This is a genomic window from Methylobacterium sp. 092160098-2 (genome assembly GCF_028920805.1).
GTDB classification, from domain to species: domain Bacteria; phylum Pseudomonadota; class Alphaproteobacteria; order Rhizobiales; family Beijerinckiaceae; genus Methylobacterium; species Methylobacterium fujisawaense.
Genome location: NZ_JAQPZJ010000001.1, coordinates 2226476 through 2252051 on the forward strand (window position 1 = coordinate 2226476; position 25576 = coordinate 2252051).

The 25576-nt window shown below is 71.0% G+C and carries 22 protein-coding genes; 11 read left to right on the forward strand and 11 right to left on the reverse strand.

The genetic code is table 11. The annotated features are described in order from the left end of the window. Positions 1 to 15 precede the first annotated feature (15 nt). Positions 16 to 612, reverse strand: a complete 597-nt coding sequence (locus tag PQI07_RS10500; RefSeq protein ID WP_053611335.1) for an HD domain-containing protein — start codon at positions 610 to 612, stop codon at positions 16 to 18. A gap of 376 nt (positions 613 to 988) precedes the next feature. Between PQI07_RS10500 and PQI07_RS10505 the strand changes: the two genes are divergently transcribed. Further along, complete coding sequence (locus tag PQI07_RS10505) at positions 989 to 1948, forward strand: YiiG family protein (protein WP_274926573.1); 960 nt, start codon at positions 989 to 991, stop codon at positions 1946 to 1948. 12 nt (positions 1949 to 1960) lie between these two features. Here PQI07_RS10505 and PQI07_RS10510 read toward each other — a convergent pair whose 3' ends face one another. Further along, entirely contained in the window at positions 1961 to 2833 is an 873-nt protein-coding gene (locus tag PQI07_RS10510; protein WP_274926574.1) for a lysozyme inhibitor LprI family protein, read from the reverse strand. 717 nt (positions 2834 to 3550) lie between these two features. Between PQI07_RS10510 and PQI07_RS10515 the strand changes: the two genes are divergently transcribed. From PQI07_RS10515 to PQI07_RS10550, 8 genes are all read left to right on the forward strand, one after another. After that, positions 3551 to 4129 (forward strand): peroxidase-related enzyme, encoded by a 579-nt coding sequence (locus PQI07_RS10515; protein WP_179697433.1) that lies wholly within the window; start codon positions 3551 to 3553, stop codon positions 4127 to 4129. A 77-nt stretch (positions 4130 to 4206) separates the two neighbouring features. Next, positions 4207 to 5136, forward strand: a complete 930-nt coding sequence (locus PQI07_RS10520; RefSeq protein ID WP_043386138.1) for an AEC family transporter — start codon at positions 4207 to 4209, stop codon at positions 5134 to 5136. A 213-nt stretch (positions 5137 to 5349) separates the two neighbouring features. Continuing rightward, entirely contained in the window at positions 5350 to 7605 is a 2256-nt protein-coding gene (locus PQI07_RS10525) for an ATP-binding protein (protein ID WP_274926575.1), read from the forward strand. Between the two features lies 1 nt (position 7606). Continuing rightward, positions 7607 to 8068, forward strand: a complete 462-nt coding sequence (locus PQI07_RS10530; RefSeq protein ID WP_043353847.1) for a response regulator — start codon at positions 7607 to 7609, stop codon at positions 8066 to 8068. Next, positions 8065 to 9792, forward strand: a complete 1728-nt coding sequence (locus PQI07_RS10535) for a hybrid sensor histidine kinase/response regulator (RefSeq protein ID WP_274926576.1) — start codon at positions 8065 to 8067, stop codon at positions 9790 to 9792. The genes PQI07_RS10530 and PQI07_RS10535 overlap by 4 nt, the downstream gene beginning before the upstream one ends. Before the next feature lie 200 nt (positions 9793 to 9992). Then, positions 9993 to 11123: an FAD-binding domain-containing protein gene (locus PQI07_RS10540; RefSeq protein ID WP_274926577.1), complete on the forward strand. Its 1131-nt coding sequence runs from the start codon at positions 9993 to 9995 to the stop codon at positions 11121 to 11123. A gap of 88 nt (positions 11124 to 11211) precedes the next feature. Beyond that, positions 11212 to 11817, forward strand: a complete 606-nt coding sequence (locus PQI07_RS10545) for an SOUL family heme-binding protein (RefSeq protein WP_274926578.1) — start codon at positions 11212 to 11214, stop codon at positions 11815 to 11817. A 290-nt stretch (positions 11818 to 12107) separates the two neighbouring features. Beyond that, complete coding sequence (locus PQI07_RS10550) at positions 12108 to 14714, forward strand: TonB-dependent receptor (RefSeq protein WP_043759558.1); 2607 nt, start codon at positions 12108 to 12110, stop codon at positions 14712 to 14714. 169 nt (positions 14715 to 14883) lie between these two features. On the opposite strand, the gene paoC is transcribed toward PQI07_RS10550, so the two are convergent. The 6 genes from paoC to PQI07_RS10580 all read right to left on the reverse strand — a co-directional run bounded on the left by paoC (position 14884) and on the right by PQI07_RS10580 (position 22464). Then, positions 14884 to 17103 (reverse strand): aldehyde oxidoreductase molybdenum-binding subunit PaoC, encoded by a 2220-nt coding sequence (gene paoC / locus PQI07_RS10555; RefSeq protein ID WP_043759557.1) that lies wholly within the window; start codon positions 17101 to 17103, stop codon positions 14884 to 14886. 3 nt (positions 17104 to 17106) lie between these two features. Then, positions 17107 to 18057 carry an FAD binding domain-containing protein gene (locus tag PQI07_RS10560; protein WP_182592673.1) on the reverse strand — a complete coding sequence of 317 codons (951 nt, stop codon included), beginning with the start codon at positions 18055 to 18057 and terminating at the stop codon, positions 17107 to 17109. Further along, positions 18054 to 18644, reverse strand: a complete 591-nt coding sequence (gene paoA / locus PQI07_RS10565; protein ID WP_043759553.1) for an aldehyde dehydrogenase iron-sulfur subunit PaoA — start codon at positions 18642 to 18644, stop codon at positions 18054 to 18056. Before paoA ends, PQI07_RS10560 begins: the two co-directional genes overlap by 4 nt. A 356-nt stretch (positions 18645 to 19000) precedes the next feature. Then, positions 19001 to 19198 carry a hypothetical protein gene (locus tag PQI07_RS10570; RefSeq protein ID WP_043353828.1) on the reverse strand — a complete coding sequence of 66 codons (198 nt, stop codon included), beginning with the start codon at positions 19196 to 19198 and terminating at the stop codon, positions 19001 to 19003. A 140-nt stretch (positions 19199 to 19338) separates the two neighbouring features. Further along, positions 19339 to 21801 (reverse strand): bifunctional diguanylate cyclase/phosphodiesterase, encoded by a 2463-nt coding sequence (locus tag PQI07_RS10575; protein WP_274926579.1) that lies wholly within the window; start codon positions 21799 to 21801, stop codon positions 19339 to 19341. Positions 21802 to 21996: 195 nt separating this feature from the next. After that, positions 21997 to 22464, reverse strand: coding sequence for an NUDIX hydrolase (locus PQI07_RS10580; protein ID WP_246410830.1), 468 nt, complete (start codon positions 22462 to 22464; stop codon positions 21997 to 21999). Positions 22465 to 22709: 245 nt separating this feature from the next. On the opposite strand from PQI07_RS10580, the gene PQI07_RS10585 reads away from it, so the two are divergent. Further along, a complete protein-coding gene (locus PQI07_RS10585) occupies positions 22710 to 23183 on the forward strand; it encodes a CYTH domain-containing protein (protein ID WP_274926580.1) in 474 nt (157 codons plus the stop codon). Positions 23184 to 23450: 267 nt separating this feature from the next. On the opposite strand, the gene PQI07_RS10590 is transcribed toward PQI07_RS10585, so the two are convergent. The 3 genes from PQI07_RS10590 to PQI07_RS10600 form a co-directional block, all read right to left on the reverse strand. Further along, on the reverse strand, positions 23451 to 23981 hold the full coding sequence (locus PQI07_RS10590; RefSeq protein ID WP_043761504.1) for a hypothetical protein: 531 nt from the start codon (positions 23979 to 23981) through the stop codon (positions 23451 to 23453). A 187-nt stretch (positions 23982 to 24168) separates the two neighbouring features. Next, positions 24169 to 24435 carry a hypothetical protein gene (locus tag PQI07_RS10595; protein ID WP_274926581.1) on the reverse strand — a complete coding sequence of 89 codons (267 nt, stop codon included), beginning with the start codon at positions 24433 to 24435 and terminating at the stop codon, positions 24169 to 24171. Between the two features lie 29 nt (positions 24436 to 24464). Beyond that, the gene (locus tag PQI07_RS10600) at positions 24465 to 25073 is read right to left on the reverse strand and encodes a PAS domain-containing protein (protein ID WP_274926582.1); all 609 of its coding nucleotides are present in this window, start codon (positions 25071 to 25073) and stop codon (positions 24465 to 24467) included. Positions 25074 to 25240: 167 nt separating this feature from the next. On the opposite strand from PQI07_RS10600, the gene PQI07_RS10605 reads away from it, so the two are divergent. Further along, positions 25241 to 25576 carry a hypothetical protein gene (locus PQI07_RS10605; protein WP_274926583.1) on the forward strand — a complete coding sequence of 112 codons (336 nt, stop codon included), beginning with the start codon at positions 25241 to 25243 and terminating at the stop codon, positions 25574 to 25576.

Here is a 25576-nt window from a genome sequence, read left to right on the forward strand (position 1 = left end):
GGCCCGGGTCGCCGGTCACCGGCCCAGCGCCGCGAGTTCGCGCCGCATGTTCGACCGCGCCGGCCCCTCCAGCTCCGCCCGGGCCCGGGCGGTGACGAACAGCGGCCGGCCGGATGCGAGGGCCCCCCGCAGGAAGGCCGCGCGCCCCTGCCGGTAGGCGGCCTCGCCCACGACCGGGACGAATTCCCGCGCCACGCCCGCGGCGTAGCCGTCATAGGCGGCTCGGGCCGCCCCGAGGATCGCCATGTCCAGATCGAGGAAGAGCGCGACGTCCGCGGCGAGCGCGGCCGGGAGACCGTCCGGGACGGCGTGCCGCTCGGTCGCCAGGATCATCGTCTCGGCCGCCGCCAGCGTGGGTGCCGGGACCGCGCCCTCCAGCAGCACCCGCAGGAGCGCGGCGCTGCGGCGCTCGTTGTCCGGGGCGCCCGGCTGGTAGACGGCGTCGTGGAACCAGATCGCCAGTTCCACCGCGTCGGGATTCCGGACGGTCGCGCGGTGGGCGCGAAACGCCTCCAGGAGCGCGTCGATATGCGCCTGGCCGTGATAGACGCGCTGCGGCTCGGCCAGCCGGGCACGCAGGTCAGCCAGGATGCGGGGATGGCCGTCGAGCATCGTCCGATCCTCTATCCGATCCGCCTCCGCGGGACGAGACGGGACCGCACCGATCCGGGTTCGTCGATGGCCCGTCCGCGCGCGGTATATCGAGCAACGTCCGGCCTGTCGTGGCCCGCCCCGGCGCAAATCCTGACATCCGCATGCGCCGCCCGGTTCAAGCGGCGCTGTGCGTCCGAAGACTGAATCGGTCGCGTCCGGCGAGACCATCGTCTCCACATCCATGATCAATCATGCAATCTTCGATTTCGCGCAATGCAATGCCGTTGTCCGTGACAGGGTCTCTACTGGACGGATGACACCGGTTATCGCATCTGGTCTTCACGCCGGGCGCCGGCTACACGGGCTGAACGAATCCGGAGGATCCCCCGCGCCCATGAGAACGAGGACCCTGACAGCGACCACGTGGCTGGTTCTGACGACGCTGCTCGCCGCCGCCCCGGCTCGCGCACAGGCCCCTGCCTCCGCCCCCGCCCCGGCGGGTCAGGCGTCCAAGCCCGATGTCGATCCCGCGCAGGAGACGATCCGCAAGCTCAACGCCTATGTCGGGCTCCTCAACCGGACCCTGCGGGCGCAGGAATCGCTCAGCCGCTATCAGAGCTGGGTCAACATGAAGACCGGCCCGACCGGCCGCGAGCGGATCATCTACGGCCTCTACGGGCTCTACGATGTCCGCGGCGAGATCGCGAAGGCGGAGGCCGCGACGGCGCAGCCGCCCGCGATGCCGAACCTCGACGGCGCCATGACGCGCTACATCGCCGCCTACCAGGCCCTCGCGCCGACGATCACCGAGGCGGAGGGCTATTACGAGCGGCAGGATTACCGCGCGGACAAGATGGAGCAGGGCAAGGCGCTCCACGCCAAGCTCGCCGTCGCGGGGCCGGCCTTCCTGGCGGCGCGTGCCCAGGTCGACGCCGCGCTGCGGGTCGAGAAGGAGAAGAGCGACGCGCTGGAACTCGCCGCCATCGAGGCGCGGGAGGGCCGCAAGGCGCGCTGGCACGTCGCGAACGTGATGACCGAGGCGCGCAAGGTCATGGACTTGCTGCCCACCGACGCCAAGCCGGTCGTCGACATGGCGGCCTTCGAGGCCGCGCTCGGGCGCTACGCCGTCACCGTGAAGGACCTGGACGGGTACAGCGCCGCCAACCCGAACGCCTTCCACGTGTTCGAGAGCCGGCCGCGCGCATTGCTCGGCAAGCTGCGCGAATTCGACGCCAAGCTCGCCAAGGCCAAGGGGGATGCCCGCCGCGGCGCCGGGCGCGACGTGACCTGGATCGTGAACGACTACAACACGATGGTCTCGACCGCGCAGACGGCCACGACCTTCTCGCGGTGATCGGGGGCGCCGTCAGCGACTGTCCCGGGCCGGTTCCGTCAGCCGCAGCGAGGTCGCGGCCGTGGCGACGGCCGCCTGCCAGCGCGCCCGCTCGGCCACGGGATAGCGGATGCGCAGGGTGACGAAGGCGCCGCCGCGCCCGCCCGCCCGGAGGGTCTTCCGGTACAGGATGCCGTCGGCGGTCGTGCAGGAAAACACGATCCAGCCGGGCTTGCGCGCCCCGTATTCGGGCGGTTTCCGCAGGCAGGTCTTCCGGTCCGCGGCCACGACGGCGTCGAGATCCTGGTCGAGCCCGTCGTTCAGGCCCGACACCGTCAGGTGCAGATGGCCGTCGGTCGAATGGAAGGCCTGCCCGTCGCCGTTGTCGGGCGGCGGCTCCGCCACGAGGTCGGCGGGAACGTCGATGGAGAAGCCGAAACGGGCATTGACCACGTGCCGGAACGCGGGTGTGTCCGACAGCGCTTCGCTCCAGTCGCGCCGGACCTGCGCGATCCGCGCGGTATAGACCCGCGCCAGGCAGGCGGCATCCGGGCAGGCATCGCGGATCCGCGTGCGCCAGCGTGCGTGGTCCGCACCGAATGTGTCGATCGCCCGGCCGGTCTCTCCGTCGATCCCCCGGGTCTCCCCGGCGATCCTGTCGAACAGGCGCCTGAGTTCGTCGTCCAGCCTCGTCAGAGCGGGGTCGGCACAGATCAGCGTCTCGACCCGGCTCCGGCTCCCGGCGCAATCCGGAGCCGCCTGCGCGGCGGACGCGCCCGCGCTCAGGCCGAAGCCGAGCGCCAGCACGGGGCACGCGGCCCGCCATCGCCGCGGCCGGAAGGCCGGGCGCTCCGCGAACGCCGCTCTCGGCGAGGCCTGACCGGAAGCCCGGGCGGGGCCGGGCATCGATCCGCCGCCTGCCGGCCGTGATCGCTTCGGCGGAGGCGTCTTCCGTCGCAGCACAACATCCTCCCTCCAGCGCGCCGCCACATCCCGGAACGGGCCGGGAGCCCGGGTCACCGGATCGTCGGCGGACCGAACGAAAGCTTTCGGGCAGAGTTGAGGCCGACCGTGAAGCCCGCGCAGGGTCGAGGCGGAGTGAAAACGCTGCCGTCGGCGTCGCCTGCGCACCCGTGTGACCGGCCGGGCGGATGTCGTCTCCCGACCCGGGCGCGCGATACAGGGGTACGCGGCGAAACCACCGGACATTGATTCCCGGAGATCGTTCTCCATGATCTGTCGGACGTTTTTGTTGACAGATTTATTTGCCAAAACAGAAAGGCATCGCTCAACGAACTGTCGATGATCGAGTGGCACGGGCTGCCGCTTCGTGCCGCCCGGTCAAGGCTGCCTCGCACGATCGTGCCGTCGGCCGGATCTTCGCGGTGACGCATGCCGGCAGCCCCGACGAGCGGGAGCGCCGCACAGCATCCCGCGATCGTCACACGACGGCATCCCTGCGAGACCGATCCCGGGACCCACGTTTCACCCGGTCTCGATCGGAAGCGGCCGGTCCGGTGCGCGCGGCCGCGATCGATTGCGCTGAGGAGACCGTTCGGTCTATCGCCTGCGCAGGACGGCCGGCGGCCTCGGGCGCCGGCTCGATCCGCGAGGAGCGCGCCCATGTCAGCCGCACACGCCCCGATCGGCCGCTTCCCGATCCCCCGCCTGGAGGATCTGCCGGCCGACATCCGCGCGCGGATCGAGGCGGTGCAGGAAAAGTCCGGCTTCGTCCCGAACGTGTTCCTGGTGCTCGCCCATCGCCCGGAGGAATTCCGAGCCTTCTTCGCGTATCACGACGCCCTCATGGACAAGCCGGGCAACCTGACCAAGGCCGAGCGCGAGATGATCGTCGTGGCGACCTCGGCCATGAACCAGTGCCAGTACTGCGTGATCGCCCACGGTGCGATCCTCCGGATCCGCGCCAAGGACCCGCTGATCGCCGATCAGGTCGCGATCAACTACCGCAAGGCCGACCTCACCGATCGGCAGAAGGCGATGCTCGATTTCGCCATGCTGGTCAGCCAGTCCGCGCATCTCGTGGGGGAGGCCGCGTTCGAAACGCTCGGGGCGCACGGCTTCGACGACGCGGATGCCTGGGATATCGCCGCCATCGCGGCCTTCTTCGGCCTGTCGAACCGGCTGGCGAACGTGACCAGCCTGCGGCCCAACCCGGAATTCTACACGCTGGGGCGCGGCTGACGGCATGGCCGTCCCGCCAGCGCCGCGGCGCACCTGACCGGCGCAGCTGAAAGCGACACCGCCTTGGACCCTCTCCCGTGACCGGCGCGGTGCTGCTCGCCCTGTTGCCGATCGTGATCCTGACCGCGCTGGGACTGGCCCTGCGGCGGCGTGGTTTCCTGGCCGAGGGCTTCTGGCCGCAGGCCGAGCGGCTGGGCTACTTCGTGCTGCTGCCGAGCCTGTTCTTCCACGGCCTCGCGACGGCGCGGATCGAGGCCGTGCCGGTCGGCGCCCTCGCGCTGACGCTGATCCTGTCGACCCTCGCCGTCGCGGTCCTCGTGATCGTCCTGAGGCCGTGCCTGAGGCTCGACGGACCGGCCTTCACCTCGGTGTTCCAGGGCAGTGTCCGCTTCAACAACTATGTCGGGGTGACGCTGGCCGCCGGATTGTTCGGGCCGCAGGGCATCGCGCTGGCGGCCATCTGCAACGCGGCGATCGTGCCCACCGTCAACATCCTCTGCGTGCTGGTCTTCGCCCGGCACGGCACGGTGCGGCTGACGCCGCGCGGCATCGCCCGGCAACTGGCCACCAACCCGCTGGTGGTGTCCTCGCTCGGCGGAATCCTGGTCCAGGGCCTCGGCCTCGGTATTCCGCCGGGGCTGGAACCGGCCCTGCGGGCCCTCGGGGCCGCGTCGCTGCCCCTCGGCCTGCTCTGCGTCGGCGCGGCGCTCGACTTCGGCACCGCCCGGCACTGGGCGGGGCCCGTGCTGGCCGCCTCGACGATGAAGTTCGTCGCCATGCCGGCGGCGACGGTTCTGGCGGCCCTGTGCCTCGGGCTGCACGGCCCGGCGCTGACCACCGCCCTGCTCTTCCAGGTCCTGCCCACCGCCTCCTCCGCCTACATCCTGGCCCGGCAGCTCGGCGGGGACGCCCCCCTGATGGCGGGGATCACGGCGGCGCAGACCGTGCTGGCCCTGGTGGCGATGCCCCTGGTCCTGATCGCCCTCGCCGCCTGGGTTCCGCTCTAGGCTCCCGGCGCCCCGCCCGGCCCCGTCGTGCGACCTGGCGTCGCGCGCGCATGGCGGATCCGGTCGCCGTGCCCTTCGGCCACCCGGCACCGGCCTCCCGCGCGGACGGTTAGCCCGCCTGTGCCAATCCTTTAGCCCTATAGGAGCGGCACGGTTCGGCTGTTAACACGCTTTAAGTTTTGCGGCCGACCCGGTGAGGAGGCGAACCCCGGCTTGAACCTACGAAGCGGCGCGGCTCAGCGTCTTGATGTGACTGCGTGCGATCGCGAGCCCATCCATATCGTCGGCAGCGTCCAGCCGCACGGATTCCTGCTCGGGCTCGACGCCCGGTCCCTCGCCATCGTCCAGGCGAGCGCCAACGCCCCAGCGGCGGCGGCGGTCGGGACCATCCTCGACGCGGCTCTGCCCGACCTTGCGGCCGTCGTCCGGCACCATCTGGCGGCGGCGGAGACCCAGGACGGGGCCCTCTATCTTCGCACCGTCACGCTGGAGACCGGCAGCGGGCGCCAAGCCTACGAGGTGGCGGCCCACCGGGTCGATGACCTTGTGGTGGTGGAACTGGAGGAGATCGACGCGGCCGCCGCCGACATCGGCGTCGACCTGCTCACCCCGCGCCTGCGCGCCTTCGTCGAACGCCTGCACACCGCCAGAACCGTCGAGGACCTCTGCCGGTTCGTCGCCGAGGATATCCGCCAGATCACCGGTCTCGACCGCGCCCTGGTCTACCGGTTCGACCGCGACTGGCACGGGACGGTGCTGGCCGAGGCCGGGAACGGCGTCCTGCCCTCCTACCTCGACCTGCGCTTCCCGGCCTCCGACATCCCCGTCCAGGCGCGCGAACTCTACCGCCGGAACCGCCTGCGCATCATCCCCGATGCCGGCTACGTCCCCGTGCCGATCCGGCCGGCCACCACGCCGTCCGGCCGGCCCCTGGACCTCAGCCAGTCGGTGCTGCGCTCGGTCTCGCCGGTCCATGTCGAGTACATGCGCAACATGGGCACGATGGCGTCCATGTCGGTATCGATCCTCGTCGACGGCGCGCTCTGGGGCCTGATCTCCTGCCACAACCGCGCGCCCAAGCGCGTGCCCCTCCAGGCGCGCAACGCCTGCGACGTGCTCACCCAGATCTTCGCGCTGCAGCTCTCGGCCCGCGAGCGCGGCGCCCAGTCCGAGAGGCGTCTGGCCCTGGGCGCCGTGCAGGCGCGCCTCCTCGGCTTCATGGCCGAGGAGGACAGCTTCGTCGACGGCCTGCTCAACCATCCCGACGACGTCCTGGCCCTGGTGGACGCGACCGGCGCCGCGGTGGTGACGGCGGACCGCTGCCGGCTGCTCGGGGCCACGCCGACCGAGCGCGAGATCCGTGGCCTGTACCGGTGGCTGTCCGCGCGCGAGGAGGCCGAGGAGGTCTTCGTCTCCGAAGCCCTGTCGGAGGCGTTTCCGGCGGCCGCGGTCTTCGCCGGGCGGGCGAGCGGTCTCCTGGCGGTCTCGGTCTCGAAGAAATACGCGAGTTACATCCTCTGGTTCAGACCCGAGGTCGTGCGGACGGTGAAGTGGGGCGGCAATCCCGTGAAGGCCGTCGAGCCCGATCCGGACGGCGGCCCGGACCGGCTGCACCCGCGCAAGTCGTTCGAGATCTGGAAGGAAACCGTGAAGGGCCGCTCCCTGCCCTGGTCCGACCCGGAGGTGGAGGCCGCCAAGGACCTGCGCGCCTCGGTGCTCGGCATCGTGCTGCGCCGGGCGGAGGAACTCGCCGCCATGAGCGAGGAGCTGCAGCGCACGAACAAGGAGCTGGAGGCCTTCTCGTACTCGGTCAGCCACGACCTGCGCGCGCCCTTCCGCCACATCGTCGGCTACGCGAACCTGCTCAAGACCCGCGAGGGGGCCCAACTGTCCGACAAGGGCCGGCACTACGTGGAGACGATCATCGAGGCGGCCTTCTCGGCCGGAACCCTGGTCGACAGCCTCCTGAGCTTCTCGCAGATGGGCCGGCACGCCCTGAACAAGGTCTGGGGCGACATGAACGCCCTGGTCGAGGAAGTCCGCCGCAAGGTCCTGCGCGACGTCACCCCCGACCGGACCATCCGCTGGGAGATCGCCCCGCTCGGCCGCGCCTATGCCGATCCGGTGATGCTGCGCCTCGTCCTCGAGAACCTGCTGTCGAACGCCGTGAAGTACACCCGCGACACCGCGGAGGCGGTGATCGCTGTGGGCAGCCTGCCGCCCCGGGACGGGGAGGCGGTCTACTACGTCCGCGACAACGGCGCCGGCTTCGACATGGCCTATGTCGACAAGCTGTTCGGCGTCTTCCAGCGGCTGCACCGGGTCGAGGAGTTCGAGGGCACCGGCATCGGTCTCGCCAACGTCCGGCGCATCGTCGAGCGCCACGGCGGGCGGACCTGGGCCGAGGGAACGCTCGGCCGGGGCGCCACATTCTACTTCACCCTGCCCATCCGGGAGGAGGCGCACTGAGATGGCAGGACTGAAACCCATCCTCCTGGTCGAGGACAATCCGAACGACATCGAGCTGACCCTCGCGGCCCTCGAATCGAGCCAGCTCGCCAACGAGATCGTCATCTGCCGCGACGGCGCCGAGGCCCTCGACTTCATCTACTGCCGCGGCGCCCACGAGAAGCGGCAGGCCCAGGATCCCGCCGTGGTCCTGCTCGACCTGAAGCTTCCCAAGGTCGACGGCCTGGAGGTGCTCGCCAAGATCAAGGGCGACCCGGTCACCCGCAAGACGCCCGTGGTCATGCTGACCTCGTCCCGCGAGGAGACCGACCTGGTGCGCTCCTACGACCTCGGGGTGAACGCCTTCGTGGTGAAGCCCGTGGGCTTCGAGGAGTTCTTCGCCGCGATCAAGGAGATCGGGGTGTTCTGGGCCCTCCTCAACGAGCCGCCGCCATACCGGGGAGGCTGGCCATCGAACGCGTGATCGGACGTTCCGCGGGCCCGCTGCGCATCCTGCATCTGGAGGACAGCGATCTCGACGCCGAGCTGATCGAGGCCGAGCTGGAGACGCTCGGGCATCCGGTCGAGATCGAGCGGGTGATGACGCGCGACGCCTTCGCCCGCGCGGCGGTGCCCGGCCGGTACGATCTGATCCTGGCGGACTACGTCCTGCCGACCTTCGACGGGGTGAGCGCCCTCGGCATCGCCCGGGCGCAATGCCCGGACACCCCGTTCATCTTCTGCTCGGGCACGCTGGGCGAGGACGTGGCCGTCGAGGCCCTGAAGAACGGCGCCACCGACTACGTCGTCAAGCAGCGCCTCGACCGGATGCCGCGCACCATCGTCCGGGCGCTGGCCGAGGCGCGGGCGCGCGCCGAGAAGCGCGAAGCCGAGGCCGCCCTGCAGGCGCTCAACGAGACCCTGGAGGCGCGCATCGCCGAGCGCACCCGGGAACTCGCCGCGGCGAACGACGCTCTGCAGGCTCAGATCGTCGAACGCGAACGGGCGGAGGACGCCCTGCGGCTCGCCCAGCGCCTGGACGCGGTCGGGCAGCTCACGAGCGGTGTCGCGCACGACTTCAACAACCTGCTCACGGTGATCGCCGGCAACATCGAGTTCCTGGAGCGCGCCGTCTCCGACGCCCGCTCGAAGCGCCGCCTCGACATGATGCGCGGGGCCGCCGAGCGCGCCGCCCGGCTCACGGCACAGCTCCTCGCCTTCTCCCGGCGCCAGCGCCTGGAACCCACCCCGGTCAGCCTGAACCAGACGGTCGCCTCGATGCGCGACCTGCTGCAGAGTTCGATCGGCGGCGCGGTTCGCATCGAGACCGCGCTCCAGCCCGATCTGTGGCCGGCCCTGGTCGACGCCACCCAGATCGAGCTCGTGATCCTCAACCTCGCCATCAACGCCCGCGACGCGATGGCGGTGGGCGGCCGGCTCGCCATCGAGACCGCCAATGTCAGCGTCACCGGGGCGCCGACGCGGCCCGAACAGCCGGCGCCCGGCGCCTACGTCATGGTGGCGGTGAGCGATACCGGCACCGGGATGACGCCGGACGTGCTGGCCCGGGTGTTCGAGCCGTTCTTCACCACCAAGGAGGTCGGCAAGGGGTCGGGTCTCGGGCTCGCCCAGGTCTACGGCTTCGTCAAGCAGTCCGGCGGCGGCATCCGCATCGACACGGTCGCCGGCGAGGGCACCTCGATCAAGGTCTACCTGCCCCGGGCCGCGGAGGCGAAGGGGGACGCACCCCGCAATGCCGCCGCGGCCGAGGCCGCGCGGATGCATCCGCCCGGAAGCGGCCCCCAGCTCTTGGTGGTCGACGACGACGCCGAGGTGCGCGAGGTGACGACGACCCGCCTGACCGAGGCCGGCTACGCGGTGCGCGAGGCGGCCTCCGGCCTGCAGGCCCTGGCGGCCCTCGAAGCGGATCCGGGCGTCGACCTCGTCGTGATGGATTTCGCCATGCCCGGCATGAACGGAGCCGAGACGGCTCTGGAGATCCGGAAGCGCTGGCCGACGCTGCCGGTGCTGTTCGTCACCGGCTTTGCCGACACCACCGCCCTGACGAAGGCCGGGGCCGTCGGCAGCGACGCGATCGTGCTGAAGCCGTTCCGGGTCGGCGAGCTCGAGGGCAAGGTCGCCGCCGCCCTGGCGGCCCGCCCGCCGGCGCAGCTTCGCCTGATCTCGGGCCGCGACAGGAGCGCCTGAGGCGTCCTCGACCCGGGCCGTGGCCATCGGACGGCCCGCGTCGGCGAAAGGCCGCCCCCGGCAGTCGGCGCTGCGACCGGAGCGGGGTGTCTGGCCCTGCCGGTGGTGCCGGCCTCCGGCTACACCCGCGCCCGGGCCGAGATGGGGGATCCGCGCTTTCGCGCAGCTGCCAATCGCGGCACGGGGCCTAGATCAGGGTCATGCCCCCTTCGCGCCCCATGACCCGCGCCGCCGGCCTCGAGGCCCTGGCGACATTCCTGACCGGTCCCGGCGCCGCCTACGCGGCGTCCCGGAACACGGATCGCGGCCCCGGTGCGACGCCGACGACGTCGGTTCTGTCGCCCTACCTGCGCCGCCGGCTGCTCACCGAGGAGGAGGTCGCCCGGGCCGCGCAGAGCGCCTTCGGCATCTCGGGCGCGGAGCGTTTCGTCTCCGAGGTGTTCTGGCGGACCTACTTCAAGGGCCACCTCGAAACCCATCCCGGCGCCTGGACCGGCTATCGGGAGGGTCTGGCGGCCGCACGGACGCGCCTTGCCGCCGAGCCCGGCCTGCGCCGGACCTACGAGCGGGCCGCCGCGGGGCGCACGGGCCTCGACGGCTTCGACGCCTGGGCCGGTCAGCTCGCCGAGGAGGGCTGGCTGCACAACCATGCCCGCATGTGGTTCGCCTCGATCTGGATCTTCACCCTGCGCCTGCCCTGGGAGCTGGGCGCCGACCTGTTCCTGCGCCACCTGCTCGACGGCGATCCGGCCAGCAACACCCTGTCGTGGCGGTGGGTCGCGGGCCTCCACACCCGGGGCAAGCCCTACCGCGCCCGGCGCGACAACATCCGGCAGTACACGGAGGGCCGCCACGATCCCGCCGGGCTCGACGAGGGGGCCGCGCCGCTGGAGGAGGACATGCCCCCGCGGGAGGTGCCCCTCGCCCCGGCCGACACCCCGCCGGACGGGGCGGTCGCCCTGCTGCTGCACCTCGACGACCTTCATCCCGAGAGCCTTCCCCTCGGACCGGCCCGCGTGGTCCGCGTCGGCGGCCTTCTCGCCCACGCGGAGGGGGCGGTCGACCGGGTCCGCGCGGCCGACGCGGCGGCGCTGGCGGATGCCCTGACCCGGGCGCAGGCGCAGTTCGGCTGCCCGGCCGTGCCCGTGCAGGACGGCTGGGCCGGCGACCTGCCCGTGGTGACGGCCTGGGCGCCGGCAGGCCCCTCGGCGGAGGTGCTGCCGCGGGATTGCCTCCGGGTCCGCCGCCCCTGGGATTCGCGGGCTTGGCCCCTCGCGAACCGCGGCTTCTTCCGCCTGCGCAGCGCCATCCCCGGCCTGATGGAGGCCTGACGCCGCAGATGGTCGGCGGCAGGCGCCCCCGACGCCATGTTCCCGGGACCGCGGGGCGACGCCCGCGCCCGCATCCGGAGGTTCTGCCATGGACAGGGTCCTGTACGTGCTCGTCACCCTCGTGGAATCGGTGCTCGGGATCTTCGGCGTGCGGGCGCTCTACGAGCAGCCCGCCTACACGGTGGTCGAGCGTCTCGACCGCGGGGTCGAGATCCGGTCCTACGCGCCGCGCCTGGCGGTCGAGACCGATTCCCGCGGCCAGGGCGACGGCGAGGCCTTCGGCCGGCTGTTCCGCTACATCACCGGTGCGAACCGGGGGGGCGACCGCATCGCCATGACCGCGCCGGTGGAGACCGGCGAGCGGCGCATCGCCATGACGGTCCCGGTGGAGCAGGACGGGGCCGGCACGATGCGCTTCTTCCTGCCGCGTGCGGTGGCGGCGGCCGGGGCGCCCGCGCCGACCGAGCCGGGGATCCGGCTGGTCGAGATCCCGGCCGAACGGATCGCGGCGTTGCGCTTCTCCGGCCGTCTCACCCCGGAGGCGCGGGCCGCACAGGCGCGCCTCCTCGCCGACGTGCTGGCGGCGGCGGGACGGAGAACCGAGGGCGCGCCGTTCGTCATGGGATACGATCCCCCCTTCGCGATCCCGTTCCTGCGCAGGAACGAGGTGGCCGTTCGGCTGGCCTCCCCGTGAGCCGGAGGCGGCGACGGGGGCCGGTCCCGGCCGGCATCCCGATGGCCCGTCGCCGAACTTCCCGATTGCGTAATATTCCTGGAAGTTACTTCCAAATATGCCCGAAGATCCCGGACGATCGTTCGATGATGTTATATCTACGCAACACTGTGCGTCATTCGATGGTCTTTTCCGGCACGGGCAGGGATTAAACAAAACGTGAATTGCGACCCGAACCCGACCCGAGATCAGTGACGCTCACGCAGCCGACGGGAAGCGGCGCGAGCCTTGAATTCAGGTTGGGGGAAGATATGCACGCCCTACGTGGCAGCTTGATCGCGTCCGTGGCCCTGTTGCCCGGTGTCGCGCAGGCTCAACAAGCCGTCACCCTCGGTGAGATCAGCGTCGTCTCGACGTCGCCGGTGGGGGCGGGCGGCGGCAATTCCAGCGGCGCCCAGACCCTCGATACCCTCGCCCAGACCGCGCCGACGCTGCCGGCTCCGGCCGGCGGGGTGCGCCTGCGGGGCTCGGAGCAGCCGCTCAACAAGATCCCCAGCACCGTCGAGACCGTCACGGCGCGGCAGATCGAGATCGACCGGGGCTCCGACAACGTGATCGCCACGCTGGCGCGGCAGACGCCCGGCGTGAACCTCAACGATTCGCAGGGCAATTCGAACCGGGTCGATCTCAGCTATCGCGGCTTCACCGCCTCGTCCGTGCAGGGCGTGCCGCAGGGGCTCGCCGTCTATCAGAACGGCGTGCGCATCAACGAAGCCTTCGGCGACGTCGTCAATTTCGACCTAATCCCCCCGCAGGCGATCCAGCGGATCGACGTCGTCACCGGCAACCCGGTCTTCGGCCTCAACGCCATCGGCGGCGCGGTCAACATCCAGATGAAGAACGGCTTCACCTGGCAGGGGACCGAGATCTCGGCCTGGGGCGGCTCAGACGCGCGCACCGCCGGCTACCTGGAATACGGCAAGGTCTCCGGCCCCTGGAGCTTCTATTTCACGGGCGACGGCCTGAACGACCGCGGCTGGCGCTACCAGAGCCCGAGCACGATCGGCCGCCTCTACGCGGATCTCGGCTACCGCTCCCAGGATTCGGAGTTCCACCTGATCGGGCTCGCCGCCCGCAGCTTCTACGGCGCCGCCGCCGCGACCCCGGTGGACTTCACCCACCGCGATCCGCGGGCGATCTTCACCTACCCGCAGACCCAGACGACGCAGGTCGGCACGATCCAGCTGACCGGCCGGGTGGACATCTCGCCGACCTGGGATCTCGCCGGCAACGCCTATTACCGGCGCTTCAGCGAGAACTACGTCGACGGCAACCAGGGCAACTTCGAGAATTGCAGCAGCCGCAGCAGCTTCCGGGGCTCGCTCTGCTACCAGGACGACGCGTTCAACGTGAACGCGCCGCCCACCAGCCAGGTGGCGGCCCGCCGGGCCTACGCCAACCAGTTCGCGATCCTGGGCCTGAACAACCGGACGATCCCGTTCCTGCGGAACATCCCCTACGGCACGATCGACACGACCCTGACCGAGGCCGAGTCGTATGGTGGCTCGCTGCAGGCGGCCAACCGCGACCGGATCTTCGGCCTGAACAACGCCTTCGTGGTCGGCGGCAGCGTCGACGCCTCAACCTTCGCGTTCAAGTCGTCCAGCCAGCTGGGCGTGATCAATCCGAACCTGTCGATCACCGTCGACCCGAACAACCCGTATTACGGCACCATCCCGGGGCTCGGCACGCCGGACATCCGCACCCTCGGGGCGATCGGCCTCGCGCCCAGCTCGGTGACCGGCTCGACGCTGTATCTCGGCCTCTACGCCACCGACACGCTGGACCTCACCGACCGTCTGTCGCTGACCGGCGGCTTCCGCCTCAACTACGCCCGCATCCAGACGCGCGACCAGACCGGCTTCTCGCCGGACGTGACCGGCGTGCACGAATACACCAAGGTCAACCCGCTCGCGGGCCTGACCTACCAGTTCGACCCGGCGGTCAACCTCTACGGCAGCTATTCGGAATCGAACCGTGCCCCGACCCCGCTGGAGCTGTCCTGCTCCAGCCCGACCCAGCCCTGCCTGCTGCCCAACTCGCTGGTGGCCGATCCGCCGCTCAAGCAGGTCACCGGCCGGACCTACGAGGCCGGCTTCCGCGGGGTGATCCCGAGCTTCCTGTCGGGCGGCGCCCTGACCTACAAGGCCGGCGTCTACCGCACCGACCTGAGCAACGACCTCTATCAGGTCGCTGTCGCCGGCAATGCCGCCAGGGCCTACTACATCAACGTCCCGGCGACCCGGCGCCAGGGCATCGAGGTCGGCGCCGAATACGCCGTCACCCCCGACCTGCTGGTCTACGCCAACTACGCCCTGGTCGACGCGACCTTCCAGTTCAACGCGACCCTCTCGTCGCCCAACAACCCCCTGGCCAGCACGGGGGCGACCGGCGGTGCCGTGGGCGGCGACGTGATCCCGAACGGCGGCATCCGGGTGCGGCCGGGCGACAAGATCCCGCTCATCCCCGATCACCAGATCAAGGCGGGCTTCGAGTACAACATCACCCCGAACTGGCGCTTCGGCCTCAACGTCTCGGCCTTCTCGTCGTCCTATTTCCGCGGCGACGAATCGAACCTGAACCGCAAGTTGCCGGCCTACTACGTGATGAACCTGACGACGAAGTATCAGGTCACTAAGAACCTGGAGATCTTCGGGCTGATCACCAACCTGACGAACAACCGCTACGCCACCTTCGGCACCTTCGCCGAGACGGGGGCGGTCGCCGGCAACCTGTCGATCAACGATCCCCGGACCACGACGCTGGCGCAGCCGCTCTCGGTCTATGCCGGCCTGACCTACCGGTTCGGGGAAGATCCGGTCCCGATGGCGCCGGAGCCGATCATCCGGAAGTACTGATCCCGCCCGCGGGACCCTGACGGCACCCGTGAGCGCGACGCGGCCGGGGTGAACACCTTCACCGCGCGCGCCTGCGACGCGGACGGCCGGCCCGTGCTGGTGCGGGCCGGGCCGGCCTCCTCAGCGTCGATCCAGCCGGGGACGTCCGCCGGACGTCCCCGTTCCCCGGTCAGGCCGCGTCCGGCATCCGGTCCAGGAGCTTGTCGAGGGTGATCGGGTAGTCGCGCACGCGGATGCCGGTGGCGTTGTAGATCGCGTTCGCCACCGCGGCGGCGATCCCCGAGATCCCGAGCTCGCCCACGCCCTTCGCCTTCATGGGCGAGGACCGCGGGTCGACCTCGTCGAGGAAGATCACCTCCTGATGCGGGATGTCGGCGTGGACCGGCACCTCGTATCCGGCGAGGTCGTGGTTGGCGAAGAAGCCGCGCTTGGTGTCGACCGCCAGCTCCTCCATCAGGGCCGCCCCGGTGCCCATGACCATCCCGCCGATCACCTGGCTGCGGGCCGATTTCGGGTTGAGGATGCGACCGGCCGCGCAGACCGCCAGCATCCGCCGGACCCGGACCTCGGCGGTGTAGACGTCCACGGCGACCTCGACGAAATGCGCCCCGAAGGTCGAGACCTGCTGCTCTTTCGAGACCTTGCCGAACTCGATCGTGTCCTCCGCGACCAGCTCCCCGTCCGCGGCAGCCTGGGCGAGCGGGATCGCGCGGTTGCCCGCGCGGACCTCGCCCTCCTCGAACACCGCGTCGGTGGCGTTGAAGCCGAGCTTCTGCGCCACGGACTCCCGCAGCTTCACGCAGGCCGCATAGACGCCCGCCGTCGACGAGTTGGCGCCGAACTGGCCGCCCGAGCCCGAGGAGACCGGGAAGTCCGAGTCGCCGAGCCGCACCGCCACCTTGTCGAGGGGCACGCCCATCATCTCGGCGGCGGTCTGGGCGATGATCGTGTAGCTGCCGGTGCCGATATCGGTCATGTCGGTCTCGACCGTGACCGTGCCGTTGCCGTCCAGCCGCACCCGGGCGCCCGACTTCATCACCATGTTGTCGCGGAACGCCGCCGCCATGCCGAGGCCGACGAGCCATTGCCCGTCCCGGACCTGGCCGGGCTTCGGGTTGCGCTTGGCCCATCCGAACTTCTCGGCGCCGAGCTTGAGGCAGCCGACGAGGTCGCGGTGGGAGAAGCGCAGGTCCGGCTGGGTCGGGACGACCTGCGTGTCGTTGCGGATGCGGAACTCCACCGGGTCGAGGCCGAGCTTCTCGGCCATCTCGTCCATGGCGACCTCGAGCACGGCGAGGCCCGGGGCCTCGCCCGGCGCCCGCATGGCGTTGCCCTCGGGCAGGTCGAGGTGGGCGAGCTTCATGGCGGTGAGGCGGTTCTTCCCCGCGTAGAGGAACTTGGTCTGGTTCACCGCCGTCTCGGGATCGCCGTCCGGCAGGTTGCCGGAAGTGCTCTCATGCGCGATCGCCGTGATGGTGCCGTCCTGCGTGGCGCCGATCCGGACCCGCTGGATCGTGGCCGGCCGGTGCGTGGTGTTGTTGGCGATGAGCGGGCGCGTGAGCGCGACCTTCACGGGCCGCCCCGTCGCCTTGGCGGCCAGCGCCGCCAGCACCGCGTCGGCGCGCACGAACAGCTTGCCGCCGAAGCCGCCGCCGACATAGGGGGCGTCGAGCCGGACCTTGTCCTTCGGCAGGCCGAGCATCTTGGCGAGGCTGCCGTGGCCCCAGCCGATCATCTGGTTGGCGGTCCAGAGCGTCACCCGGTCGCCGTCCCAGGCCGCCGTCGTGGCGTGCGGCTCCATCATGGCGTGGCTCTCGTCGGCGGTCGTGTAGGCCGCGTCGAGGGTCACGGGCGCCTGCGCGAAGGCCCCCTCGAAATCGCCGACGCGCTCCTCGCCGTCGCCGCCGCTGCCCTCGCCGCTCTCGGCCGGGACCGGCTCGGCGGTCTTCGCCGCCGCCGCGAGGTCGAAGGCGCCGGCTTCCGGGGCGTACTCGACCGCGACCAGGAAGGAGGCCGCCCGGGCCTGCTCGAAGGTTTCGGCCACCACCACGGCGATCGCCTGGTGGTAGTGCTGGATCACGTCGCCGCCGAACAGGTAGGCGACGTTCATCACGCCGCGCTCGATCCGGGGCGTGTCGAGGGTGGTGACGATACCGATGACGCCGGGAGCCTGCCGGGCCGAAGCGGTGTCGATGCTGCGGACGCGGCCCTTGGCGATGGCCGAGCCGAGCACGTAGCCGTAGGCGGCCTCGGGCGCCGCGTCGTGGCGCTCGTAGGCGTAGGGGGCGGTGCCGGTGGTCTTGTACTTGCCGTCGATCCGGTCGGTGGGCTGGCCCACGACCTTGAGCCGGTCGATCGGGTTCGGGCCGGCGGGGGTGTCGAACTTCATGGCTCAGGCCCTCGCTTGGTTGAGCGCGGCGCCGAGGGTCCGCTCGGCGAGCTTCAGCTTGTAGGCGTTCTCGGGGGTGGGCTTGGCGTCGGCGAAGACCCGGTCGGTCACGGCCTTCGCGCCCTTCGGCAGGTCGGCCTCGGCCGCCGCGTCCCGCCAGGGCTTGGCGGCGACGCCGCCGAAGGCGACGTGACCCGTCCCGTCCTTGCCGAGGATGGCGGCCACCGAGACCAGCGCGTAGGCGTAGGAGGCGCGGTCGCGGACCTTGCGGTAGATATGCGTGCCCGCCACCGGCTTCGGCAGCGTCACCGCGGTGATGAGTTCGCCGGGCTTGAGGTTCGTATCCCGTTCGGGGGCGTCGCCGGGCAGGCGGTGGAACTCGGCGATCGGGATCCGGCGCTCCGTGCCCGCGGCATCGACCGTCTCGACGGTGGCGTCGAGCACCCGCATGGCCACCGCCATGTCGCCCGGATGCGTGGCGATGCAGGCGTCGCTGCCGCCGATCACCGCGAGCTGCCGGTTGACCCCGTCGAGGGCCGAGCAGCCCGAGCCGGGCCGGCGCTTATTGCAGGCCTGGGCCGTGTCGTAGAAATACGGGCAGCGGGTCCGCTGGAGCAGGTTGCCGGCGGTGGTCGCCTTGTTGCGCAGCTGGCCCGAGGCGCCGGCCAGCAGCGCCCGGCTCAGGACCCCGTAATCCTTGCGCACCCGCGGATGGGCCGCGAGGTCGGTGTTGCGTACCAGGGCGCCGATGCGCAGGCCGCCCTCCGCGGTCGGCTCCACCGTGTCGAGGCCGAGGCCGTTCACGTCCACGAGGTGGCGCGGGGTCTCGATCTGCAGCTTCATCAGGTCGAGGAGGTTGGTGCCGCCGGCGATGAACTTGGCGTCGGGCGTCCCGGCGACGGCGGCGGCGGCTTGAGCGGGCGTGCTCGGGCGCTCGTAGGTGAAGGACTTCATGCCTGCCCCCCGGCGACTTCGGTCATCGCCTCGACGATGTTGGAATAGGCGCCGCAGCGGCAGATGTTGCCGCTCATGCGCTCGCGGATCTCGGCTTCGGTGACCCGGGGCGCGGCATCGAGGTCGACGGTGACGTGGCTCGGGATGCCGGCCTTGATCTCCTCGAGGACGGCCACGCCCGAGCAGATCTGGCCCGGCGTGCAGTAGCCGCACTGGTAGCCGTCGTGCTTCACGAAGGCCGCCTGCATCGGATGGAGCTGGTCCGGCTGGCCGAGCCCCTCGATCGTGGTGATCTCGGCGCCCTGGTGCATGATCGCGAGCGTCAGGCAGGCATTGATGCGCCGCCCGTCGACGATCATCGTGCAGGCGCCGCACTGGCCATGGTCGCAGCCCTTCTTGGACCCGGTCAGGTGCAGGTGCTCGCGTGCCGCGTCGAGCAGGCTGGTGCGGGTGTCGAGGTCCAGCGTGCGCCGCTCGCCGTTCACCGTGAAGGTGACGGTGGCGAGGACCGGCGCGTCGGTCCGTGCGGTGGTTTGTGAAGTCCCGGCACCCCGGTCCTGGGGCGCGGCGGCGGTAGCTCCCACCATCAAGTTTCTCTCCGGTTCAGATCACAAGGGCAGGGACGGCGCGTCTCGGTCTCCGGGCCGGCGCCGCCGCCGACGCGCGTCGGCCCATCGCAGGCGGGACACCTGGGGAAACACCGACACCCTGGATTGGCTCCAAGGTAGCGCCCACGTCCCCGATGGTCAGGGGGCGACGGGATCATCGACCCGAAAATCGCGGGCCCCGCGGTCGGGGGCCGCGGGCCCGACCGATCACGAGACGCATGCGCGCCGACCGCGGTGCGGCGCTGCGGGTGGCGCCCGGCGGCGGCCGGGGACGTTGACGCCAAACGAAAGGGCCGACCCGAAGGCCGGCCCCATCGTGCGCCCTGCGAAAATTCCTACTCGGCCGCCGTCATCTCGGGGGTGTAGTGGCCGCACCAGTCCTGGGCACCGACAATCGGCCACAATCCCTTGGACTCGGGCGCGGGCTGGCTGACCGGCGGGTTGAAGCGGCACAGGCCGGCATCGTTCTGGGCGACGGCGCCGTTGCCCTTGTGCTCGTCGAAGAACCGGCAGGTCTCGCACTTGGCGTTCATGGTCAGGCTCCTGTGAGGCCGGCGGCCGGGGCCGCCCTGGCGGGGAACGGAGAGCGTGGACCTTAGAAGTGATCCAATCTGCTGGCCCAACGTCGGACGGATCCGGCGGGTTCCCCATCGGGTAAGGCCGGCGACGGCCCTCACCCGGCCGCGGCGAGGCCCGATCCGGCGGCGACCGCCACCGCGGGTGCGCCGACCGCCACCGCGGGTGCGCCGACCGCCGCGGCGTAGTCGGCGATCGGGCGCGGCTTGCCGAACAGGTAGCCCTGCATCTCGCCGCAGGCCTCCTCCGTGAGGAACTTCATCTGCGCGTGGGTCTCGACGCCCTCCGCGACCACGCCCATGCCGAGGCTGCGGCCGAGGCTGAGCACGGCGCGCACGATCACGGCAGCCTGCGGTCCGGTCCCGAGCTGCGCCACGAAGGAGCGGTCGATCTTCAGCTTGTCGAACGGGAAGGCCTGGAGGGTGGCGAGCGACGCGTAGCCGGTTCCGAAATCGTCCATGCTGATCCGGATGCCGTAGCCCTTCAGGCGCCGGAGGATGCCCACGGCCCGCGCCATGTCGTTGATGATGATGCTCTCGGTGACCTCCAGCTCCAGGCGGTCCGGCGACAGGCCGGTCTCTGCCAGGATGGCCAGGACGGACTCGGGCAGATCGGGCTTCTGGAACTGGCGCGGCGAGAGATTGACGGCGACCTTCAGGGGCTGCGCCCATTGCGCCGCCTCGCGGCAGGCCTCGCGCAGCACCCAGTCGCCGAGCACCACGATCAGGCCGGTTTCCTCGGCGAGCGGCACGAAGACGCTCGGCGCCACGCTGCCGCGGACCGGGTGCGTCCAGCGCAGCAGCGCCTCGAACCCGACGAGCGCCCCCGTGTAGCCGTCCACCTGCGGCTGATAGTGCAGGCTCAGGGTATCGTCGTCGAGAGCCTGCCGCAGGTCGCGTTCGAGCATCCGCCGCTCCTCGGCCTCCTCGTCCATGGCGGGGGTGAAGATCCGGTACGTGCCGCGGCCCTCGGCCTTCGCCCGGTAGAGGGCGAGGTCGGCGCGGCGGTAGAGGGGCTCCGCATCCATTCCGTGCTCGGGCGCCAGCGCGATGCCGATGCTCAGGCCGACGCCGACCCGGTGCCCGGCCACGCTGAACGGGCTGTCGAACAGGGCGATGAGGCGCTCGGCCAGGGCGGCGGCCTCCGCCGCGCCCCCGTCCGAGAGCACGGCGAACTCGTCGCCTCCGAGCCGGGCCACCGCCCCGTCCCCCGCGGCGCGCCGCAGGCCGGCCGCCACGCGGCGCAGGAGTTCGTCCCCCGCTTGGTGGCCGAGGCTGTCGTTCACGCTCTTGAAGCCGTCGAGGTCGAGGTAGAGGACCGCGCAGGCGCCCCCGCGCAGGGCGATGTCGGCGAGGCTGCGCGCGAGGGTCTCGTGGAAGAGCGCCCGGTTCGGAAGGCCGGTGAGCACGTCGTGGCGCGCCAGGCGGGCCACCTCGGCCTCGGCGGCCTTCCGCTCCGTGATGTCGGTGAAGGTCCGGACGAAGCCGCCATCCGCCAGCGGCACGGTGCGGATCTCCAGCACGAGGCCGTTCGGCCGCGCCCGCTCGTGGACCTGCGTCTGCCCGGCCTCGCCGCGCTCGATCCAGGCCCGGGAGGAGCGGTCCGTGAGTCGGCGCTCGCGGCGGCTTGCCTCATGGCGCAGCACCGCCCGGTAGCTCGGCTGCGCCTGCATCATCGCCCGGGGCAGGTCGAGGAGCGCCAGCGCCCGCTCGTTGCACACGCGCACCGCACCGCCCGCGTCGACCATGATCAGACCCTGGTCCATGCTGTCGAGGGTGGCGTCGAGCAGCAGGGTCTTCTCCCGCAGCATGTGGCTCTGTCGGGCCAGGGCGACGTTGATCCGGCGCAGGTGGTCCAACATCAGCGTCAGCGCCGCGAAGGCCAGGATCACGGCCATCATGGCGGCGATGCCGCCGGCCAGCACGCCGCGGGCGAGACCGAGCTGCGGGATCGCCAGGGCGGGATCCAGCACCACCCGGGCGGCCGACATGGCCAGGAAGTGCAGGACCGCGATGGCGAGGGTCAGGACGGTCGCGGCCGCGAACCGGGCCCGCGGGCCGGCGGGCCCGACATGGATGGCCATCCCCACCGCCGAGAGCAGGCAGCCCGCCGCGATCGCCGTGACGGCCAGGGCCGGGTCCCAGGTGAAATGCCCGGGCAGCCGCACGCCGGCGATGCCGAGGAAATGCATGCCGGCGATGCCGATCCCCAGCACCAGGCCGGCCCCGGCCCCCGCCCAGCGCGACGGCGTGGCCCGGGCGAGCAGGAAGGCCGCGGTGGCGGCCGCGATGGCGACCAGCAGGGAGAGCAGGGTCGTGCGCGGCTCGTAGCCGAGCACCACCCCGGGATCGTAGCCGAGCATGCCGATGAAGTGCGTGCTCCAGATCCCGGCTCCGATCGAGAAGCCCGAGGCCAGGAGCCAGATCGGCCCGTGCCTGTGGGCCTGGACGCGCTGCTCGAGCTTGAGGGCGACCGCGCAGGAGATCCAGCAGATGCAGGCCGCCAGCGCCACCACCCAGGCGGTGTGTTCCTCGGTCAGGCAAGCGAAAGCGCGATACATCGAGGTGCCCCGCCCATCTGCGATGGCCGGAACCGTAACCTGCGGATACTAATCAGAAGTTGCATAAGCTGCGGTCGCGGACGGCCCGGCACCCGCGGGCGGGCGTTTCCGGCGCGATTGTCACATCCCTTCAGCGCAGCCTCTTTGCCCTATAGCCTCGCCCGGGTCGCGGCGACGAACGGGCCGCGCCGGCCTTCAACCGTGGCTTTCAACCGGCCGCACCGCGAAACCCGCCAGCAGCTCCTGGAGTTCGTCCTCGTGGACGAGGCGTGCCGCCTCTTCGGGGGGGAACCATCGCAGCGTGCGCTGATCCTGCTCCGGCCAGCGCGCATGCTGGGCTTCGACCCGCAGCGGGTAGACGCGGACCATGCAGGGGAACGCCCGGCCGTGATCGAAGCGCTTCTGATAGTGGTACCGACCGACCGGGCTCGCCGCGATCTGCCCTTTGAGACCCGCCTCCTCGAAGGCCTCCCGTTCGGCCGCCTGATGGGCCTTCCGGCCGGACATCGGCCAGCCCTTCGGAATGATCCAGCGGCCCGTATCCCGCGAGGTGATCAGCAGGATCTCGATCCGGCCCTCCGCGTCGACGCGGAACGGCAGGGCCGCCACCTGCTTGAGCGGCTTCAGCGGTTTGACATGCGCCTTCCGGAGCAGCTTCTTCAGGTTCGGCCGCTTGGATGACGTCTTCAGCGCCGACCTCGGGGATGTTGGGGGGCGGGGTTTCTGATGTTGCTTTTGCAAGGCCAAGACTCCTCGCGCTTTTACATAAGTTTAATACGATCCCAATTCAGCCCGTGCGAATCGGCACCGAGCCATGCCCGCAGCGCTGTGCTCATCCCCGGCAGCCCGCTTGTCTCGGGCCGGCTCCTCCGCGAAAGCTCCTGCGTCAAATGTCCACGAGGCACGGTATGCCGGTCGAGATCGAGCGCAAGTTCATCGCGAACCCGTCGGTTCTGGCGCTGTGCCGGGAGGGGACGCACTTCGTTCAGGGCTATCTCTTCACCGACGCCGCCAACACGATCCGGATCCGCCGCGCCGGGGCGCGCACGCTCATCACGTGGAAGAGCCCGCGCCGGGGCGCCTGCCGGGACGAGATCGAATTCGCCATCCCGCCCGAGGACGGCGCGGCGCTCCTCGCCACGGTGCCGCCCGACCGGCGGCTGGAGAAGACCCGCTACCGGGTCGTCCATGCCGGAGCGACGTGGGACGTCGACGTGTTCGGCGGGGGGCTCTCGGGCCTGATCCTGGCCGAGATCGAGCTGGAGCGCGAGGACCAGCCGGTGGTGCTGCCCCCCTGGGTCGAGGGCGAGGTCACCGGCGACGCGCGCTACCGCAACTCGCGCCTGTCCGCGGGATTGGTGCCGGAGCGGCAGGCGGCTTGACCGTCTGCGCCCCCGCCGGATCCATCGGGTTGGACAGGCGGCGTTCCGATGGGACGCCGCCAAGCGCCGGATTGCCGGGACGAGCCGCCCGGCGTGCCGCTCCCGGGGCTGACGGATCGAGCCGGTTCCGGACCTGATGGAGCCCGCCGGCCGAGGGCGCCGGGCCGGATTGCGAAGCCTGTCTGCGCGGATGGCTCGAGACCTTCGGACCGTGCTGTCCCTGACGGATCCGGGCGAAGGCGCCAGAACCGGTCAGCGCAGCCTGGGTCAGCGCAGGGCCGGCGGAAGGCGCCGCTTCCAGCGTTCCCCGAGCCGCAGGTCCTTCGTTCGCCGCCCGGCCGTCGATCGCGGCGACGGACCTTGACCGGACGCGGCCGCCAGGGGGGGCGCCTCCGCGACGGGCAGGGGCGGCTCTGCGGCCGGACGCGGCGGTGCCGCCTGCACCTGGGGGGCGATGTCCTGCTCGGACGCGGGAGCCCGGGTACGACGCGGCCGCCGCACCCGAGGTGCCGGCACGGCCTCGTCCGCCGGTTCGGCCACCGGCTCGTCCGGAATCTCGAACATGGGGACGAGGCTCGGCAGAACCCGGCGAGCCGGTGTCTCCGGCGCCTTCCGTTCCGGGCGTTGGGCCGGTGCCGCCTGAGGCACGGATGCCGGCGGCTCCATCGCGGCCTGCGCCAGTTCCGGCCATAGAGTCTTGTCCGGGCGGGAGCGCGCTTCAGTGGCAGTCAGCGATGTGCGGGCCGGACGGGTCTGCTTGACTTCGACCATGAACGGTCGCGCGCTGCGGCGCTTCATGTAAGACGATCCTTGGAAGCATTCGAGCCCGCACATCGGCGGCACGAACATATCCAGGTTAAGCCTGATCTCGGCCGTTGTCCAGAAAGACGGGCGCGTACTGATCAAATTTCTTTGTAGTTGAAATCGGCTGCCGTCATATCCAAGCGGTGAGCCGAGAAATGGAAGTCGTGTTCACCGGGGCCATTCAGGAAGGTGTTGCGTGCTGCCGCAGGACGGGCGCCACCCGGCCGGCCCGCGTGCGGGAGCGGCGGCGGCGAGGACCAGGGTCCTTCCGGATCGGGCGGCCTGCGCCGGCGCGGAGCTCGGCCGGCGCCCGCACCCGGACGCTGCCGTCCGTGATCGTCACCGCGGCGGTGCCGGACGCGGCGCCTTCGGCAGCCTGGAGGGCGCCCTGGATCGTCGCCGACAAAGTCATCACCTCGGCGAGAACTTGCTCATGGCCGATCGTCACGCGTGATGATCGGCGATCGATCGCCGACGTCAGTTCAGGCGCCGTCGCTGCTCCACCACGTGCCGCTGTGCCAGCCGCCGTCCCAGCGCCATCAGCAGCGCGTCCGCCTGGGCCTTCAGCACCGGATCCCCGGCGGCGACGATCGCGTCCTGCGCGGCGATGGCATGCTCGACCGCCCGGTCCAGCAGCGTCTCCCCGGCACCGGGCGTGACCTCATCGGAGAGGCCCTCGCTCGCGCGCAGCCGCGTGACATCCACCAGGATTCCGCGACCGCCGGCCGGCCGGCCCGTATGGTCGCCGAAGATGCGGCCGCGGGCCAGAACCCAGTGCGTCCGGCCGTCGATGGAGATCACCCGGTACTCGGCGATGTACGGGCTCCCCTCCGCGGCGCTGCGGCGGATCAGGCCGATGACCCGTTCGCGGTCGTCGGGATGGGTGATCCCGTCGTAGAACGCCAGCGGGAGACCCGCTTCGGCCTCGGCCGGATCGACCGTGAAGAGGCGAGCCGCGAAGGCATCGACCCGTACGCGGTCCGTGGCGGCGTCCCAGTCCCAGTGTCCGATCATGTCCGCGGTCTCGCCCGCGATCGGGAACGCCCTGGAACGGTTCCGACCGGCGTGCGGCTTAGTCTTGGGCATGGCGGTGTTCGTATTCGTCCCCGATCACCTCTTATTAGGATGTCTGTCACAACCTCAAGGGATTCTTAGCGCAATTATGCAACTGTTGCTTGCTGGGCACTCGCGTGTCGGCATTCTTCTGTATTATGAATGCTCCCGCCAGCCTGCGTGCCGAAGCTTGACCGCCGATGGGACCCAAAGCACCTGATCCGGGCGGATCCTCCGGGGATGCGGCGCCGGAGGACAACCCGTTCGATCACCGGGCCCGTCCGCCCGAATCGGCGACGGGGCGGCTCCTGCAGCGGATCGCCGAAGCCCTGGCGATTCCGGCAGCCACCCTGTACGGCCCGCGCGCCGCCGAACGGGACGATGGCGGTGCCGAACGGCGCGCCGACGAGGCGGAGGCTCTCCTGTCCGCCTTCCGGCGGATCGAGGATCCCGAGCTTCGCCATCGTCTCCTGGACCTCGTGCGGAATCTCGCGGAGCGACGCGCATCGGCTCACCGTAACGCGCTTCGCCCCTGA

Bases quoted from the DNA above. Each gene is read 5' to 3' on its own strand.
- PQI07_RS10500 (WP_053611335.1), bottom strand. From the start codon at position 612: ATGCTCGACGGCCATCCCCGCATCCTGGCTGACCTGCGTGCCCGGCTG.
- PQI07_RS10505 (WP_274926573.1), top strand. From the start codon at position 989: ATGAGAACGAGGACCCTGACAGCGACCACGTGGCTGGTTCTGACGACG.
- PQI07_RS10510 (WP_274926574.1), bottom strand. From the start codon at position 2,833: ATGCCCGGCCCCGCCCGGGCTTCCGGTCAGGCCTCGCCGAGAGCGGCG.
- PQI07_RS10515 (WP_179697433.1), top strand. From the start codon at position 3,551: ATGTCAGCCGCACACGCCCCGATCGGCCGCTTCCCGATCCCCCGCCTG.
- PQI07_RS10530 (WP_043353847.1), top strand. From the start codon at position 7,607: ATGGCAGGACTGAAACCCATCCTCCTGGTCGAGGACAATCCGAACGAC.
- PQI07_RS10540 (WP_274926577.1), top strand. From the start codon at position 9,993: ATGCCCCCTTCGCGCCCCATGACCCGCGCCGCCGGCCTCGAGGCCCTG.
- PQI07_RS10545 (WP_274926578.1), top strand. From the start codon at position 11,212: ATGGACAGGGTCCTGTACGTGCTCGTCACCCTCGTGGAATCGGTGCTC.
- PQI07_RS10550 (WP_043759558.1), top strand. From the start codon at position 12,108: ATGCACGCCCTACGTGGCAGCTTGATCGCGTCCGTGGCCCTGTTGCCC.
- paoC (WP_043759557.1), bottom strand. From the start codon at position 17,103: ATGAAGTTCGACACCCCCGCCGGCCCGAACCCGATCGACCGGCTCAAG.
- PQI07_RS10560 (WP_182592673.1), bottom strand. From the start codon at position 18,057: ATGAAGTCCTTCACCTACGAGCGCCCGAGCACGCCCGCTCAAGCCGCC.
- paoA (WP_043759553.1), bottom strand. From the start codon at position 18,644: ATGGTGGGAGCTACCGCCGCCGCGCCCCAGGACCGGGGTGCCGGGACT.
- PQI07_RS10570 (WP_043353828.1), bottom strand. From the start codon at position 19,198: ATGAACGCCAAGTGCGAGACCTGCCGGTTCTTCGACGAGCACAAGGGC.
- PQI07_RS10575 (WP_274926579.1), bottom strand. From the start codon at position 21,801: ATGTATCGCGCTTTCGCTTGCCTGACCGAGGAACACACCGCCTGGGTG.
- PQI07_RS10585 (WP_274926580.1), top strand. From the start codon at position 22,710: ATGCCGGTCGAGATCGAGCGCAAGTTCATCGCGAACCCGTCGGTTCTG.
- PQI07_RS10590 (WP_043761504.1), bottom strand. From the start codon at position 23,981: ATGAAGCGCCGCAGCGCGCGACCGTTCATGGTCGAAGTCAAGCAGACC.
- PQI07_RS10600 (WP_274926582.1), bottom strand. From the start codon at position 25,073: ATGCCCAAGACTAAGCCGCACGCCGGTCGGAACCGTTCCAGGGCGTTC.
- PQI07_RS10605 (WP_274926583.1), top strand. From the start codon at position 25,241: ATGGGACCCAAAGCACCTGATCCGGGCGGATCCTCCGGGGATGCGGCG.